Source organism: Microcoleus sp. PH2017_05_CCC_O_A (assembly GCF_020738785.1).
Taxonomy (GTDB): domain Bacteria; phylum Cyanobacteriota; class Cyanobacteriia; order Cyanobacteriales; family Microcoleaceae; genus Microcoleus.
In genome coordinates, this window is the sequence record NZ_JAEQCB010000084.1 from 14819 (window position 1) to 29478 (window position 14660).

14 protein-coding genes and 1 tRNA gene are annotated in these 14660 nt (G+C 45.5%); 13 read left to right on the plus strand and 2 right to left on the minus strand.

Translation table 11 applies throughout. The annotated features are described in order from the left end of the window. Nucleotides 1–90 precede the first annotated feature (90 nt). Complete coding sequence (locus JGK20_RS20065; protein ID WP_293148799.1) at nt 91–318, plus strand: hypothetical protein; 228 nt, start codon at nt 91–93, stop codon at nt 316–318. A gap of 119 nt (nt 319–437) precedes the next feature. Here JGK20_RS20065 and JGK20_RS20070 read toward each other — a convergent pair whose 3' ends face one another. Next, entirely contained in the window at nt 438–584 is a 147-nt protein-coding gene (locus tag JGK20_RS20070; RefSeq protein WP_293201250.1) for a hypothetical protein, read from the minus strand. Between JGK20_RS20070 and JGK20_RS20075 the strand changes: the two genes are divergently transcribed. The 11 genes from JGK20_RS20075 to JGK20_RS20125 all read left to right on the plus strand — a co-directional run bounded on the left by JGK20_RS20075 (nt 536) and on the right by JGK20_RS20125 (nt 10991). Beyond that, nucleotides 536–1618: an amino acid ABC transporter substrate-binding protein gene (locus tag JGK20_RS20075; protein WP_293186995.1), complete on the plus strand. Its 1083-nt coding sequence runs from the start codon at nt 536–538 to the stop codon at nt 1616–1618. The two genes, JGK20_RS20070 and JGK20_RS20075, sit on opposite strands and share 49 nt — an antisense overlap. Before the next feature lie 370 nt (nt 1619–1988). Beyond that, nucleotides 1989–3203, plus strand: a complete 1215-nt coding sequence (locus JGK20_RS20080) for an ABC transporter permease subunit (protein ID WP_293231875.1) — start codon at nt 1989–1991, stop codon at nt 3201–3203. Nucleotides 3204–3290: 87 nt separating this feature from the next. Next, on the plus strand, nt 3291–3899 hold the full coding sequence (locus tag JGK20_RS20085; RefSeq protein WP_293186316.1) for a hypothetical protein: 609 nt from the start codon (nt 3291–3293) through the stop codon (nt 3897–3899). A gap of 19 nt (nt 3900–3918) precedes the next feature. Next, nucleotides 3919–5151 (plus strand): amino acid ABC transporter permease, encoded by a 1233-nt coding sequence (locus tag JGK20_RS20090; RefSeq protein WP_293226464.1) that lies wholly within the window; start codon nt 3919–3921, stop codon nt 5149–5151. 161 nt (nt 5152–5312) lie between these two features. After that, nucleotides 5313–6065 carry an amino acid ABC transporter ATP-binding protein gene (locus tag JGK20_RS20095; RefSeq protein WP_293186314.1) on the plus strand — a complete coding sequence of 251 codons (753 nt, stop codon included), beginning with the start codon at nt 5313–5315 and terminating at the stop codon, nt 6063–6065. Nucleotides 6066–6082: 17 nt separating this feature from the next. After that, the gene (locus tag JGK20_RS20100) at nt 6083–6445 is read left to right on the plus strand and encodes a papain fold toxin domain-containing protein (protein ID WP_293186312.1); all 363 of its coding nucleotides are present in this window, start codon (nt 6083–6085) and stop codon (nt 6443–6445) included. Between the two features lie 31 nt (nt 6446–6476). Further along, the gene (locus JGK20_RS20105; RefSeq protein WP_293186311.1) at nt 6477–6830 is read left to right on the plus strand and encodes a hypothetical protein; all 354 of its coding nucleotides are present in this window, start codon (nt 6477–6479) and stop codon (nt 6828–6830) included. Nucleotides 6831–6892: 62 nt separating this feature from the next. Then, on the plus strand, nt 6893–8977 hold the full coding sequence (gene uvrC, locus JGK20_RS20110; protein WP_293231877.1) for an excinuclease ABC subunit UvrC: 2085 nt from the start codon (nt 6893–6895) through the stop codon (nt 8975–8977). 138 nt (nt 8978–9115) lie between these two features. Next, nucleotides 9116–9186: transfer RNA gene (locus tag JGK20_RS20115), tRNA-Gly, on the plus strand. Nucleotides 9187–9537: 351 nt separating this feature from the next. Next, entirely contained in the window at nt 9538–10254 is a 717-nt protein-coding gene (locus JGK20_RS20120) for an actin-binding WH2 domain-containing protein (protein ID WP_293231879.1), read from the plus strand. A 29-nt stretch (nt 10255–10283) separates the two neighbouring features. Continuing rightward, nucleotides 10284–10991: a hypothetical protein gene (locus JGK20_RS20125; protein WP_293213105.1), complete on the plus strand. Its 708-nt coding sequence runs from the start codon at nt 10284–10286 to the stop codon at nt 10989–10991. 118 nt (nt 10992–11109) lie between these two features. Here the strand turns inward: JGK20_RS20125 and mutS are convergent, their stop codons facing one another. After that, nucleotides 11110–13737, minus strand: coding sequence for a DNA mismatch repair protein MutS (mutS, locus tag JGK20_RS20130; protein ID WP_293186320.1), 2628 nt, complete (start codon nt 13735–13737; stop codon nt 11110–11112). A 714-nt stretch (nt 13738–14451) separates the two neighbouring features. Here mutS and JGK20_RS20135 point away from each other — a divergent pair. After that, nucleotides 14452–14640, plus strand: coding sequence for a hypothetical protein (locus tag JGK20_RS20135; RefSeq protein WP_366039216.1), 189 nt, complete (start codon nt 14452–14454; stop codon nt 14638–14640). Nucleotides 14641–14660: the final 20 nt, after the last annotated feature.

Below are 14660 nucleotides of genomic sequence, written 5' to 3' on the forward strand. Positions count from 1 at the left end.
GGCTACTTTTCGTCTATCGGCTTGAAACACTAAGACCAACCCATCGCCCAGCCAGCCCACTAAGTGCGTATTTACGCTCAACGAGGTTTTATGACTCCAGTCATGTTACGCCAACTCTGGTCTTTAATTGAAACTACCCAAGCGACTCTGTTAGTCAATTTGGACGATGCAACCCTGGTACAGTGGCTGCTGAAGCAATTGAAGATGAACTCTGCGCTCAATGGCAACGAAACAGATTTGTTGAACGAGTACATCGAGTCTCGGCTGTCGCTAATCCGCGATTTAGCCGAGCAGCGCCTAGCACCAGAGCGGTTCTGAGCGCATTAAATCAAAATTGGATAAATATTACAGGAAAGGTCGATCGCCCGCAGCGGGCAAAAAAATAATAGGCGGTTAGCCGGTGCGCTTTTCAGGGTGCGACACCGGGTTGAGAATGGTTAATTTGAAATGGTGAGGTTTTCTAGATTGCCGATCGCAACAGTTCTCGACACCGACAAGTTAGGATCGTCGAGAAAGTGTTCTACTGGTAAAATGTATGCGTAAATTGGGATTTCTGTTGCTGGCAAGTGTGTTGTTTGTGGCACCGCTGGCATCTTGTAGGGATCGATCGGCACAAGTCGGTCAAACACCAGCCACCACTGCTGAAGGCAAATCGCAACAAGGCCCGAGTCGCATAGATACAATTGTCAGCCGCGGCAAATTGATTTGCGGCGTTAGTGGCGAACTGCCGGGTTTTAGCTTTGTAGACGAAAAAGGCAAATACTCCGGCTTGGATGTAGATGTTTGCAGGGCGATCGCTGCGGCTATATTTGACGATCCCGAAAAAGTCGAATACCGAAAGCTCAACGCCAAAGATAGGTTTACAGTTTTGCAGGCTGGAGAAATCGATATTCTCAGCCGAAATACCACCTACACGGCGAGTCGCGACAGCACTACCGGCTTGGAATTTGCCCCGATAATCTTTTATGACTCTCAAAGCATCATGGTCAAAAAAGATAGCGGCATTAAAAGTTTAAAAGATTTTGCGGGCAAATCTATCTGCGTGCAGACAGGTACGAGTACCGAACAAAATTTGTCCGACCAAATGCGAAAATTAGGAGTTAAATACACTCCTGTGGTGTTTGAAGATGCGAATACTACCTTTGGCACTTATCAAGAAGGTCGCTGTCAAGGTGTTACAGCCGATCGATCGCAACTCGTGTCGAAGCGCACAACTCTACCGAATCCTGAGAATAATGTTGTTTTGCCGATCGTAATGTCAAAAGAACCGTTAGCCCCAGCGGTGAAAAGCGGCGATCCGAAATGGTCGGATGCGGTGAGATGGATTATTTTTGCGGCGATTGAAGCTGAAGATTTAGGAATTAATTCAGGAAATGTAGACCAAACTGTCGCCAGCACTACAGACCCAAACGTCAAACGTTTGCTAGGAAAAGAAGGAGATTTAGGTAAAGGTTTCGGACTCCCCAACGACTACGCTGTCCGCGTTGTGAAGAAAGTGGGGAATTACGGGGAAATGTACGATCGCAACCTCGGCCCGAAAAGTACACTTAAGTTAGACCGGGGTCAAAACAAACTCTGGAAAGATGGCGGTTTACTGTACTCGCCACCCTTCCGCTAATCAACAGGTTTGTAGTTGCGCTTGAGCCCTGTTGTCTGCGCCACTACAAACAGAAAAATCCACTTAAACAAAGGTAAGTAGTTGCGCTTCAGCGCTCTTAGGTAAGTAGTTGCGCTTCAGCGCTCTTAGGTACGTAGTTGCGCTTCAGCGCTCTTAGGTACGTAGTTGCGCTTCAGGCGCTCTTAGGTAAGTAGTTGCGCTTCAGCGCTCTTAGGTACGTAGTTGCGCTTCAGCGCTCTTAGGTACGTAGTTGCGCTTCAGCGCTCTTTGGTAAGTAGTTGCGCTTCAGCGCTCTTAGGTACGTAGTTGCGCTTCAGCGCTCTTTGGTACACAACATACGCAGCAGATTGAATGAAATATAATTTAAGTTATGAATACAGAACCTCAACCGGGCAAATCCGAGAAATCATCCAAAATTAAAGATATATCAACACTGCTGCGGGACGATCGCTTCTGGAAAATAACCGGACAGGCGATCGCCCTAATTTTAGTAATAACAGTCATCGCTATTCTTTGGGACAACCTCACCGCCAATTACGCGCAACTAGGAATTGCATTTGGATTTGACTTTCTCAATTCCCAAGCATCCTTCGACATCGGCGAAAGCGTAATTCCCTACAGTCCCGAAAACAGTTACAGACAAGCTTATTTTGTTGGTTTGATCAACACGCTGCGGGTAATGGGCCTGGGGATTGTTTTCGCAACAATTGCGGGTTTGACTGTAGGAATTGCCCGCCTTTCCGACAATTGGATCTTGCGTAATTTAGCAGCTTTGTACGTGGAGATTTTGAGGAATACACCGTTATTGCTGCAATTATTTTTCTGGTATTTTGCAGTATTCATTTCCATGCCAAAACTGGAAGACAATCAACAGATGCGCGGCCCAATTTACTTGACAAATCGCGGGATTGCTGTACCTTGGCCTGCGCCTTTGCCAGGTTTTGAGATTTGGTTGATTTTGTTAACTGTGGGAGTTTTGGCTGCGGCGGGGCTGTGGATGTGGCGGGCGCGGGTGATGGTGGAAGAAGCTAAGCCGGGAAGACAGTTGTTTTGGGCTGCTGGTGCGATCGTCCTGAGTGCAATTTTAGCTTTGATTATCACCAAAAATCTGCCTTTGGGCCTCGATTTCCCGCGCCTGACACCAGCATTGCAACTCGAAGGAGGATTAAAATTAACTCCAGAATTTGCAGCCCTAGTGACAGGACTCAGCTTGTATACTGGCAGTTACATTGCAGAAATTGTCCGCGGCGGAATTCAGTCAGTCTCGCGAGGCCAGTGGGAAGCGGGAAAGTCTTTGGGACTTAAATCTGGAACCCTGATGCGGATGGTAATTTTGCCGCAAGCTTTGCGGGTAATTGTGCCGCCGTTAACCAGTCAGTATCTGAATTTAGCGAAGAATTCGAGTTTAGCCGTGGCGGTGGCTTATCCCGACGTTTACTTTGTGGTGGGTTCTCCGACGTTGAATCAGACCGGAAGGGCGATCGAAACAATGCTAATTATCATGGTAACATACCTAACAATTAGTTTGATAGTTTCTCTGTTTATGAATTGGTACAATCACACGGTACAAATCAAGGAAAGGTAAATAACAGTTGACAGTTGACAGTTGACAGTTGACAGTGGATAGCGAAGTCAAAAGTTAAGTTTATTATAATCTGGAACTAAAGTTGAAATGACTTACAGAGATTTTAACTTAAAAACAGTAACAAAAAAATTCGGTTTGACGATTAGCGATCGCATCAATATGTTCTCTCCTGTGCCAGAATTAGAACCAAGTCCCTTACTTGTAGAAATTCTCAAAGAGAACGCAGGCATTGCCTTAAGCAGCAATACTGACAAGTCTCGCTCGTCCATGATAACCGCACCGATTTTAATCGAACTTAGAAAACTGTTTAACCATCAAATTGGTCTTTTTTGTGGAATAGATTTTACAGTTGATGCCGAAAAAGGATTAGCTGGAAATTGCGATTTTTTGATTAGTCGTTCTTCATACTTATTAATGCTTACCGAACCAGTAATTGCGATCGTAGAAGCACAAAACGAAGATATTAATGCAAGCTTGGGGCCATGTGTAGCCCAAATGTTAGCAGCTAGAATATTTAACGAATGCGAAGGCAACACAAATGCAACAATAAATTATGGGGCTGTTACTAGCGGCCAAACCTGGAGATTCTTAAGACTCAAAGAACAAGTAATTGAAATTGACTTGACAGAATATTACGTAACAGATGTCAAGAAAATATTAGGAATATTAGCAAGTGCAATTCAGCAAGCAATCTAAAATCTAACATCTAAAATACATGGAAACAACCCCCGTACTGCCGCCTCCCGCCACCGAATCGCCCACCCCTTGGAATTGGGCGCGCAAAAACCTATTTAGTACCTGGTACAACAGCATTCTGACAATAGTTTGCTTAATTGTCGCCTTCCAAACAGTTAAAGGAATTATCGTTTGGGCAACTACAAAAGCTAAATGGCGCGTGTTAGAAGCCAACTTGCCACTATTTTTTGTGGGCAGATTTCCCAGCGAATCCTACTGGCGGCTGTGGATAGTAGCCGGAATAATTGCCTTGTTGGGCGGTTTAACTTGGGGAAATATTCAGCGAGATGAACGTCTTTGGAATCGGCCTACACTGATTTTACTTGGTGCAGCGGTTGTTGGTGCGGTCATTACGCCGATCGACCTTACCTCTCGCTTCTACCTCTTAGGAATTATTATCGCAACCGCCGCCAGCTATGTCGCCGCGAGACAAATTAATCCCAACCCCCCCCAACCCCCCCTTGGTAAGGGGGGGCGAGGGGGGGTTAGCTGGATACCCGGAATTTGGGCTCTTTCCTTCCCGCTGATTCTGTGGCTAATTAAAGGCGGATTAGGTTTGACAGAAGTCTCGACAAATGACTGGGGCGGTTTAGTGCTGACGCTGTTTTTAGCAATTATTAGCATTGTGCTTTCATTTCCCCTGGGAGTATTGCTTGCCCTCGGGAGACAAAGTTCTTTGCCAGTCGTCAAACTGCTGTCAACATTGTACATTGAAATAGTGCGCGGCTTGCCTTTAATTGGCATTTTGTTTTTAGGTCAAGTCATGCTGCAATTATTCTTACCGCCGGAATATCCCAAATTGGATAGAGTGATTCGGGCGATCGCCGGATTAACATTATTCAGTGCGGCATACTTGGCTGAAAACGTGCGCGGCGGTTTGCAGGCTGTGCCCAGAGGACAAATAGAAGCAGCAAGGTCGATCGGGCTAAACACACCACTATTGACCATTCTGATTGTACTACCTCAAGCACTGCGAACAGTCATTCCGGCGATCGGCGGTCAATTCATCGGATTATTCATGGATACATCCCTGCTATCGCTATTTGGAATGTTAGAATTAATCGGCATATCCCGCGCCGTTTTAGCAAATCCATCCTACATCGGCAGGTACGCCGAAGTTTACATATTCGTCGGCATCATCTATTGGGTATTTTGCTACTCAATGTCACTGGCCAGCCGCAAAATAGAGAAAAGTTTAGAAAAAAGTCATTAGTCCACAGTCTGTAGGGGCGGGTTCACCAACAAAATAGAACTCCCAACCCAAATATATATAAACCCGCCCTCCCAACCCAAATATATATAAACCCCCCCTCCACTGAAGTAGTCAACAGTCATCAGGCAATAATTATTCGTCATTATTTAAAGGAGAAAATTATGCAAGATACACTAACAGTTCCAGAAACAGTAATCGTCGCAGAAAACGTCCACAAATGGTACGGACAATTTCACGTACTGCGCGGCGTCAGCATGAACGTCAACCGAGGCGAAGTGGTCGTCGTGATGGGGCCCTCAGGTTCCGGCAAATCCACGTTTATTCGGACTTTCAACGCTTTAGAAGCCTATCAACAGGGTAAAATTACGATCGACGGAATCGAACTTTCCCACGACTTGCGAAACATCGAAAAAATTCGCCAGGAAGTAGGAATGGTGTTTCAGCAATTCAACCTATTTCCCCACCTATCAGTCCTGCAAAACGTCATGCTAGCGCCCGTATGGGTGCGCCGCTGGCCGAAGAAAAAAGCAGAAGAAGTAGCAATGCAACTGTTAGAAAGAGTCGGGATTTTGTCCCAAGCCCAAAAATATCCCGGACAATTATCTGGCGGACAGCAGCAGCGGGTTGCTATTGCACGTTCCCTAGCAATGCAGCCGAAAATCATGCTATTTGACGAACCGACATCAGCATTAGACCCGGAAATGGTGCGGGAAGTTTTAGATGTCATGCGAAATTTAGCGCAAACAGGAATTACAATGGTAGTGGTGACTCACGAAGTCGGATTTGCGCGCGAAGTTGCCGATCGCATTGTATTGATGGACGGCGGCGTTTTAGTGGAAGAAGCGAAGCCAGAAGAGTTTTTTCAGAACCCGAAGGAAGAACGCACACGCAAGTTTCTATCTCAGATATTGTAAACTAGAGATAGGATATAATGTCAAGCAATTCACAATTTTGTGATGAAGAAATCTATCAAGAGATAGCCTCGATCGTAAGGAAGTTTAAGCTATTGCAGTGCGCTGAATGTGCTGAAACTATTAAACATTGGTTAAAGGCGAACGGCATTAACGGGATTCATCTTCAACTAAAGTTGGTAGGACGAGGATATTTTATTGTGAGTCAACGCTGGGAAGAAGGCAGAACACCGATTACTCAGAATGGTACACACTATGGGATTGAGGTTCGCAGCAAAGTATTTGATAATTTGTCAACTACCGGACTGACTAGAGAAGAATGGATAAAAGACTTTGACTGTCCGAGTGGTCAGTTTATTATCGAAGAAATTGACAGCTTTTAATTGTATATTGTCACAAGGGAAGGAATAAATAATGACTACATTTTACGAATTACTCGATCGCATTCAAAAGAAACCGGGAATGTACATCGGTTCCCGTTCAATCAGCAACCTATTTATGTTCTTGTGTGGCTATCAACACGCCCGCGATTTGCTGGAAACCCCTGTCACACAACAAGAGGAAGAGTTTGCCGAATTTCAGCCTTGGCTGCAAAAAAGATTTGTTGTTAACACCTCCGCTTCTTGGGCTAAAGTTATTCTGTTTTATTCAACAGATGAAAGTCAGGCTTTTGATACTTTTTTTGATTTGCTGCAAGAATTTATTAAGGATAAATATCCGTTGGACAAGGTAGATAATAATAAATCTGCGGTTTTGATTTGTGATTGATTCGCTTGACCCAGATAACAGCGTTACAATAGTAGATATAAGTCATAAAATCTCAAATTTATATGCCGTCCACAAAAACGCTGCCACTAATTAAAGATGCAGAACGCCTAGAAAGCCGCCTCAAAGAAATTCCGGCAGTTCCTGGTGTATACTTAATGCGCGACGAGAGCGATCGCATCCTGTACATCGGCAAATCCAAAAAACTCCGAAACCGAGTCCGTTCCTACTTCCGCGAAAGCCAAAACCTCAGTCCCCGCATCGCGATGATGGTACAGCAAGTGCGCGAAATCGAATTCATCGCCACCGACACAGAAGCAGAAGCTTTGGCCTTAGAAGCCAACCTCGTCAAACAGCATCAACCTCACTTTAATGTCCTCCTCAAAGATGATAAAAAATATCCTTATTTGTGCATAACTTGGTCGGAAAAATACCCGCGCATTTTCATCACCCGCAAACGCCGCGCGGGTAGTGCGAAAGACCGCTACTACGGCCCCTACGTCGATACAGGGGCGCTGCGGAGTACGCTGCATTTAATTAAGCGGATTTTCCCCTTGCGACAGCGCCCTCAACCGCTATTTAAAGACCGTCCCTGTCTGAACTACGATATCGGCCGCTGCGTCGGTGTTTGTCAAGGGTTAATGTCTGCGGAAGATTACCAAAAAATCATCCAAAAGGTAGCCATGATTTTCCAGGGAAGGACTCAGGAATTGCTGGATATTCTGGAACCACAAATGGAACAAGCAGCCGAAGATTTGAACTTTGAAACTGCGGCCAGGATTCGCGATCAAATTAAGGGTTTGCAATCTTTGAGCGCGGGTCAAAAAGTGTCTTTACCAGATGATACCGTTTCCAGGGATGCGATCGCCCTGGCAGCAGACACGCAGCACGCCTGCATTCAATTATTCCAGATTCGTGCAGGTCAATTAGTCGGCAGACTGGGCTTTATGGCGGAGATACCCCCCCAACCCCCCCTTGCTAAGGGGGGGCAAGAGTTGTCTCAACCCCTTACGAAGGAGACGCAAGAGTTGTCTCAACCCGCGATCGATGGGGGACAAGAATTATCTCAACCTTCTCTTACCTCCCCCCCTTACCAAGGGGGGGAACGAGGGGGGGTAGAAGCGGGAGCGATTTTGCAGCGAGTTTTGGAGGAACATTATCAAAATGTCGAAGCCGTAGAAATTCCCAGCGAAATTTCTGTGCAGTACGACTTACCAGAAGGCGAAATATTAGCAGATTGGTTGAGCAATCGCAAGGGGCGAAAAGTGACTATTTTGACTCCGCAGCGCCAAACTAAGGCGGAGTTAATTGAGATGGTGGAACGCAATGCTGAGTATGAATTGGCGAGAATGCAACGATTGAGCGATCGCAATTCTCAAGCAATGCAAGATTTAGCCGAAATTCTCGATTTACCAGAAATGCCGCACCGCATAGAAGGTTACGATATTTCTCACATTCAAGGTTCGGATGCGGTAGCTTCCCGTGTGGTATTTATAGATGGTTTACCAGCAAATCAACACTACCGCCACTACAAAATTAAAAATCCTGAAATTAAATCCGGTCATTCTGACGACTTTGCTAGTTTAGCAGAAGTTATCGGCAGACGATTTAGGCTTAAAGAAGCAGAAGGAAACAGCAAGAAGCAAGATGAATTTAGCGATTTAGGAGAAGCGGAAAAAGTCAGTAATTTGTCTTCAGTTTCTCCTAATATTGCTGACAAACCGGATTTGATTATGATAGACGGTGGCAAAGGTCAACTGTCAGCAGTTGTGGCTGTTTTGCGGGAGATGAATTTGTTAGAGGAGTTGCGGGTTGTGAGTTTGGCGAAGCAGCGAGAGGAGATATTTTTGCCGGGGGAATCTTTGCCGCTGCCAACTAATTCTGAGCAACCGGGTGTACAATTACTGCGGCGGGTACGGGATGAGGCGCACAGGTTTGCTGTGAGTTTTCACCGAGATCAAAGAAGTCAGAGAATGAAGCGATCGCGCTTAGATGACATTCCGGGATTGGGGCACCACCGCCAAAAACTGTTGTTAGCGCATTTTCGGTCGATCGACTACCTGCGTTTAGCAACTCCCGAACAGTTGGCGGAAGTTTCTGGGATTGGCCCGCGTCTGGCGCAGCAAATCTACGCTTATTTCCATCCGTAAAGCCTTTAGTAGCGTGGAAGAGGGGATTTGGGAGGCTACGAGTCCCTATTCAACCACTTTCAAGGAGAACTTGAGAAATTTTGCACGGGCCTATTGCAATTCTCAGAAGCTTGTGGTATGTTTAGGTTCTGTGTGAATGCGGGTGTAGTTTAGTGGTAAAACTTTAGCCTTCCAAGCTAACTATGCGGGTTCGATTCCCGCCACCCGCTTATTAAACAAAAAGCCTCAAACCAACGAGAAATCAACGGTTTGGGGTTTTTTATTGCCGATTTTTTGGCTGGGTGGGGCGTCAAAAAGACTAGAAATTGGATACAAATTGACGACAAAACGACCAAACTGAGTATCAAGTGACTGCCCGATCGCCCTTTTTGAACACAATTTGACTAGAATTTGAATACAATTTGACTAGAAATATCCAGCCGAGAGTCAATAGCGGTATGGTGTGGCGTGCATGGAACCCTAGATAATGGGAGTTGTCTGAGTCCCGTATCTGGAAGAATAATCGGTTAACATAGAGTGCCTCCAGTTGGCAAGATTGTCGATCGCACTCAGCTTGAGTTATGACTGATTCGGAGTCGCATCAGTCACAAGGAGAACCCGTGAAATATTTTTCAGTAGTAATGTATTTGCTGCGGGAACGGCAACAATTTCTCGAAGAAATTCGCGACGGTGTTAAGCTCAAATCTAAAATTTTTGGTTTGTTAATTTCCAGTACCATATTTTTTGGGATTTACGGAGCGATATTAGGCGCATCTAGTACGTGGATGCAATGTCTGGTTTCAGCAATCAAGCTGCCAGCGCTTTACTTACTGACGCTGATTATCTGCTTTCCTACACTGTACTTTTTTAATGTCATGTTTGGTTCAAAACGAACTTTTGAACAGTATTTGACATTGTTGATGACAGCAATGGCGATGATTAGCGTTTTGCTGTTTGGATTTGCACCTGTCAGCCTATTTTTTCTGATCAGCAGTACCAATTACAATTTTTATCTGCTGCTAAATGTTGCTATCATGGCAATCACAGGATTTTTGGGGGTCAGCTTCATTTATCAAGGAATGCACTTTCTGTCCGAACAAGATGCGGAAGGAAAAGACATCAGGCTAAATATTTTGCGGTTTTGGTTGGGACTGTATGCGTTTGTGGGCAGTCAGTTGGGATGGACGCTGAGACCGTTTTTTGGCGCACCGGGACAAGCTTTTCAACTGTTCCGAAGCCGAGACAGCAATTTTTATATGAGTCTGTGGGATTCAATTAGGTCTCTGGGAGGATTTTAATTAATGCTAATTTAAGGAGATTTGCCCTAGTGATACAAGCGGATTTGGATGAGTTGATAATTCCTGAAAAGGAGTTGGAAGATTTGAGCGGAATAGCTTTGAGCGACGGTTTTTCAGGGAATTTTTATCGCCCTGCTACACTCCGGGACGGCAAAAATCTGTTTGCTCTTTTGTTGCACGAGTTGCTGATATTTTGCGTGACGCTTGTTGTCTCGCTCCCGGTTGCTTTGCTGGCCAATAGAAATCAAGTTGGTTTTAGCGATGCTGAGATATTTGTCCGGGTTTTACAAATAACTTTGGGTTTGTCCCTGGCGATTACTGTTGTTTGGAATGTCTATAAATGGGTAAAAGCAAAGCCTTTAGCAACCCTGGCGGGTCTCTTGGATGAAGTTGAGAAGTATCATGAGGTGATTAAGGCTTTAGATATTATCGATCGCCTAACGGCTGCTGGCAATTTACAAGCCAATTTAATTAATCGACAAGATGCAATTGAGGCCTTAAAAATTACTAGAGAAAGTTTAGTCTGTGCTTTGAAAACAGAAAGGATTCTCAGGGAAAATCAGAAATTCATTGGTCGCCGTTACGAGTTATTTGCTAATATTGAAAGTAATTTGGCGGCTTTGATGGCGCTGGATGTGAGCGATCGGGCGAGCGAATACGGCCGGTTGCTAAATGAGGCTCTAGAAATTGGGATGAGCGTGCACAAAGAGGTAAGAAAGTTGCAAAATGGCAAATAATTTGAAGTATGTTGTTGCGCTTTAGCGCTCTTTCATGTATATACAGAAAGAGCGCTGAAGCGCAACAACGTACCTTTATTGAATCTGTAGGAACTACGAACCTTTTTTGGGGACAATTTTAATCGTCAAATATATCCAACTGTTGTCCCTCCGACTCTTTTTTACCATCTTTCTTAACACCCTTCCGCAGCCCGATCGCAATTTTGCTATGTTTCTCAATCTGCTTCATCACCTGTCTCGCCCTATCAATCACCGACGGCGGTAAACCAGCCAACCTCCCCGCTTCAATTCCGTAGGACTTATCAGCACCGCCGGGGTGAACTTCGTGCAAAAATACAATTTGATCCGGCAATTCCTTCACAGTCACCTGATAATTTGCCACATTATCCAAAATAGAAGCTAACTCATTTAACTCGTGATAGTGAGTCGCAAAAATCGTCCGCGCGCGAATCTCGCTGGCTAAATATTCTGCCACAGACCAAGCAATCGAAAGCCCGTCAAACGTTGCCGTTCCCCTACCAATTTCATCCAACAAAACCAATGATTTCGGCGTCGCGTGATTGAGAATATTGGCAGTTTCGTTCATTTCTACCATAAACGTAGACTGACCGGTTGCTAAATCGTCCACGGCGCCGACACGGGTAAAAATGCGATCGCAAATTCCCAAAGTCGCAGCCTTCGCCGGGACAAAACTGCCCATCTGCGCCATTAACTGGATCAAACCAACCTGGCGCAAATAACAACTCTTGCCGCTAGCATTCGGCCCAGTTAAAATAATTAAATCTGGGCGACTTAGCGCTGCTTCCCGACCCAAAAAAGCCGAATTAGGGACAAAAAATCCCGGCGGTAAAGACTTTTCCACCACCGGATGACAACCTTCAATAATTTTAATTTCCCGACTTTCTGTCATCATCGGGCGACAGTAATCTTGATAAACCGCTACTTCCGCCAAACCGCACAAAATATCCGCCGCCGCCACCGCGCGGGAAACGTTGCGAATAATTTCGGCGTGTTCTCCTACCTCCGATCGCAATTTCGCAAAAATATCGTACTCCAAGTGATTTAAATCTTCCCGCGCCGTCAGAATTCGCACTTCCCTTTCTTTTAATTCTTCTGTGCTGTAGCGTTCTTCATTGGTGAGAGTTTGCTTGCGGGTGTAGTCGTTCGGTACTTGGTCAACTTTCGATTTGGTAATGCTGATGTAATAGCCGAAAGCTTTATTGTAGCCGACTTTTAAATTAGAAATTCCGGTGCGTTGCCGTTCGTTAGCCTCTAAACGGGCAATCCATTCTTGATCGGCTGATGCAGTGTGGCGCATCTCATCAAGCATGGGATTAATGCCCGATCGAATCAAACCTCCTTCTTTTAAATGAATCGGCGGTTCCTCAACTAAATAAGCGTGAATTTGAGTTGCTAACTCTTCTAAAATGGGCGGGACATTTTGCAGCGCTTTTAAATAGGGCGAGATTCCTTCAGTTGCGATCGCCGCCAGTTGGGGTAATTTTGAGAGAGAATCGGCTAAAGCGACCAAATCCCGCGCGCTAGCGGTTCCAGAACCGGCGCGCCCCGTGAGTCTTTCGATGTCGTAAATTTGGCGCAGCAACTGCTGCAAATCTTGGCGCAGCGGATTGTTTTCTACTAATTCTTGAATCGTATCGTGGCGGGCGCAAATACCTTTAATGCTGAGCAAAGGTTGCAGCACCCAGCGGCGCAAAGCCCGGCCTCCCATGGCGGTGCTGGTTTTGTCTATAGCCCACAGCAGCGAACCGTGAAACACGCCATCTCTGACTGTTTGAGTAATTTCGAGATTGCGGCGGGTTTGATAGTCTAGTATCAGAAAATCGGTGAGTGTGTAAGTGTGCAATCTTTGCAAAGCAACTGCTTTTTCTTTTTGAGTTTCTTCGAGATATTGCAGCAAACCGCCGGCGGCGCGCACTGCGAGGGAAAGGTGCGCGCATCCGAGGCCTTCGAGCGATCGCACTTTGAACTTTTGCAGGATTCGCTGTTTTGCTTCGGACAAAGTAAACGGGATTTGCGATCGCAAAGAATAGCAAAACGAATTCGGCAAACAATCGGGTAAATGCTCGGATTTCTCTCCGGGTCTCAACATCGTCACCAAATCCGGCGCATTAGTCGGAACCAGGACTTCCGAAGGCTGCAAACGGAGCAATTCTAATGTTAATTGTTCTAAACTGTCGGCTTGGGTAGTGACGAATTCTCCCGTAGAAATATCAGTATAAGCCAATCCCCAATGTTCCCCAGCGATGACGACTGCTGCTAAAAAGTTATTTTGTCGGGGTTTGAGCATTCCATCATCCGTCAAAGTTCCTGGAGTGAGAATGCGGGTGATTTCGCGCTTGACTTGGCGGCCTTCGCGGGCGGCGATCGAGGCATCTTCAACTTGGTCGCAAACTACTACAGCATAGCCTTTTTCTACTAACACAGAAGTGTAGCGATCGAGGGCGTGATGCGGCACTCCTGTCATCGGCACTCGACCGATTTCTTTGCCGCTTTCTTTGCTAGTGCAAACAAGTTCTAATTCCCGCGAAATCGTCACTGCATCTTGAAAAAAACACTCAAAAAAATCTCCGACTCGAAACAATAAAAGTGCGTGGGGATACTGTTCTTTCACTTCCACATACCGCTGCATCATCGGCGTCAGCTTAGTGAATTCTAATAGGCGGTGGTCGGCATTGGGGATGTTGGCTTGACTGGGGTCTGTTGGGGTAGATGCAGTGTAAGGCATAAAAGGCGATCGATAAATTTTGATCTTTAACAACTTTAGCGCAAGCTCGGCTTTTAGCTATAGCTAATGATACAATTTTTGACGATTAATCCTCCTCCAGCAGGGTGCGCGATTCTCAAGATGCGAGCCCAGTTATATGGTTCGTAGTGCCGTTCGTAGTGCCGTTCGTAGTGCGGACTTCAGTCCGCTCTTATCCTGCGGACTGAAGTCCGCACTACAAACCGCGCGTGCGGTTAATCGAGCGGACACGATATGAGAGAGCAGCGACTGGCGATCGCCAAAAACAACCTCAGCCATCCCTGTTAGCTGTTAAAACAATAATGCTAAATTTATTGCAATTTACTCTGGGATAAACTCTACCTTTTTTACAACTTAAAACAGCCGAAAGATAGATTTATAAATTATACCTCGGATAGAGAGATGCCACATCTTATATGCTTAAAATTAAAGCATCCAGCCAAGTGATTTAGCTGCGGAGTAAATTTAAGATTTAGAATCAAAAATCTGGGAGTTAAGTAGAGGAGAACACAATAATGAAAGCTCTTTGCTGGCACGGAGCAAATGACGTGCGAGTTGATAATAGACATCTTGCAAAAATAGGGAGTTCCTGATTCACGGTATGAAAGGCTAATATGCCAGTCAGAGAAACCAGTATCGACAAAGCTTGGGGATTTTCAACTGATTTTTTTCATACCCTGATTAAGCAACGCCGGCTTGACCATCAAAATGGGACAGACGCACGTTCACCGCTATTTGCGCCCTTTGCTCGATCGCGTTCAAAAAGGCGAAATTGACCCAACCTTCGTGATTACGCACCGTATGAAATTGGATCGAGCGCCCGACGCTTACGAGATTTTCAAACACAAAAAAGACAAGTGCATCAAAGTTGTTCTCAAACCATAATTCACCATTAATTCACAAGG

Coding starts and splice junctions, on each gene's coding strand:
- JGK20_RS20065 (WP_293148799.1), top strand. CDS start 91: ATGACTCCAGTCATGTTACGCCAACTCTGGTCTTTAATTGAAACTACC.
- JGK20_RS20075 (WP_293186995.1), top strand. CDS start 536: ATGCGTAAATTGGGATTTCTGTTGCTGGCAAGTGTGTTGTTTGTGGCA.
- JGK20_RS20080 (WP_293231875.1), top strand. CDS start 1,989: ATGAATACAGAACCTCAACCGGGCAAATCCGAGAAATCATCCAAAATT.
- JGK20_RS20085 (WP_293186316.1), top strand. CDS start 3,291: ATGACTTACAGAGATTTTAACTTAAAAACAGTAACAAAAAAATTCGGT.
- JGK20_RS20090 (WP_293226464.1), top strand. CDS start 3,919: ATGGAAACAACCCCCGTACTGCCGCCTCCCGCCACCGAATCGCCCACC.
- JGK20_RS20095 (WP_293186314.1), top strand. CDS start 5,313: ATGCAAGATACACTAACAGTTCCAGAAACAGTAATCGTCGCAGAAAAC.
- JGK20_RS20100 (WP_293186312.1), top strand. CDS start 6,083: ATGTCAAGCAATTCACAATTTTGTGATGAAGAAATCTATCAAGAGATA.
- JGK20_RS20105 (WP_293186311.1), top strand. CDS start 6,477: ATGACTACATTTTACGAATTACTCGATCGCATTCAAAAGAAACCGGGA.
- uvrC (WP_293231877.1), top strand. CDS start 6,893: ATGCCGTCCACAAAAACGCTGCCACTAATTAAAGATGCAGAACGCCTA.
- JGK20_RS20120 (WP_293231879.1), top strand. CDS start 9,538: ATGACTGATTCGGAGTCGCATCAGTCACAAGGAGAACCCGTGAAATAT.
- mutS (WP_293186320.1), bottom strand. CDS start 13,737: ATGCCTTACACTGCATCTACCCCAACAGACCCCAGTCAAGCCAACATC.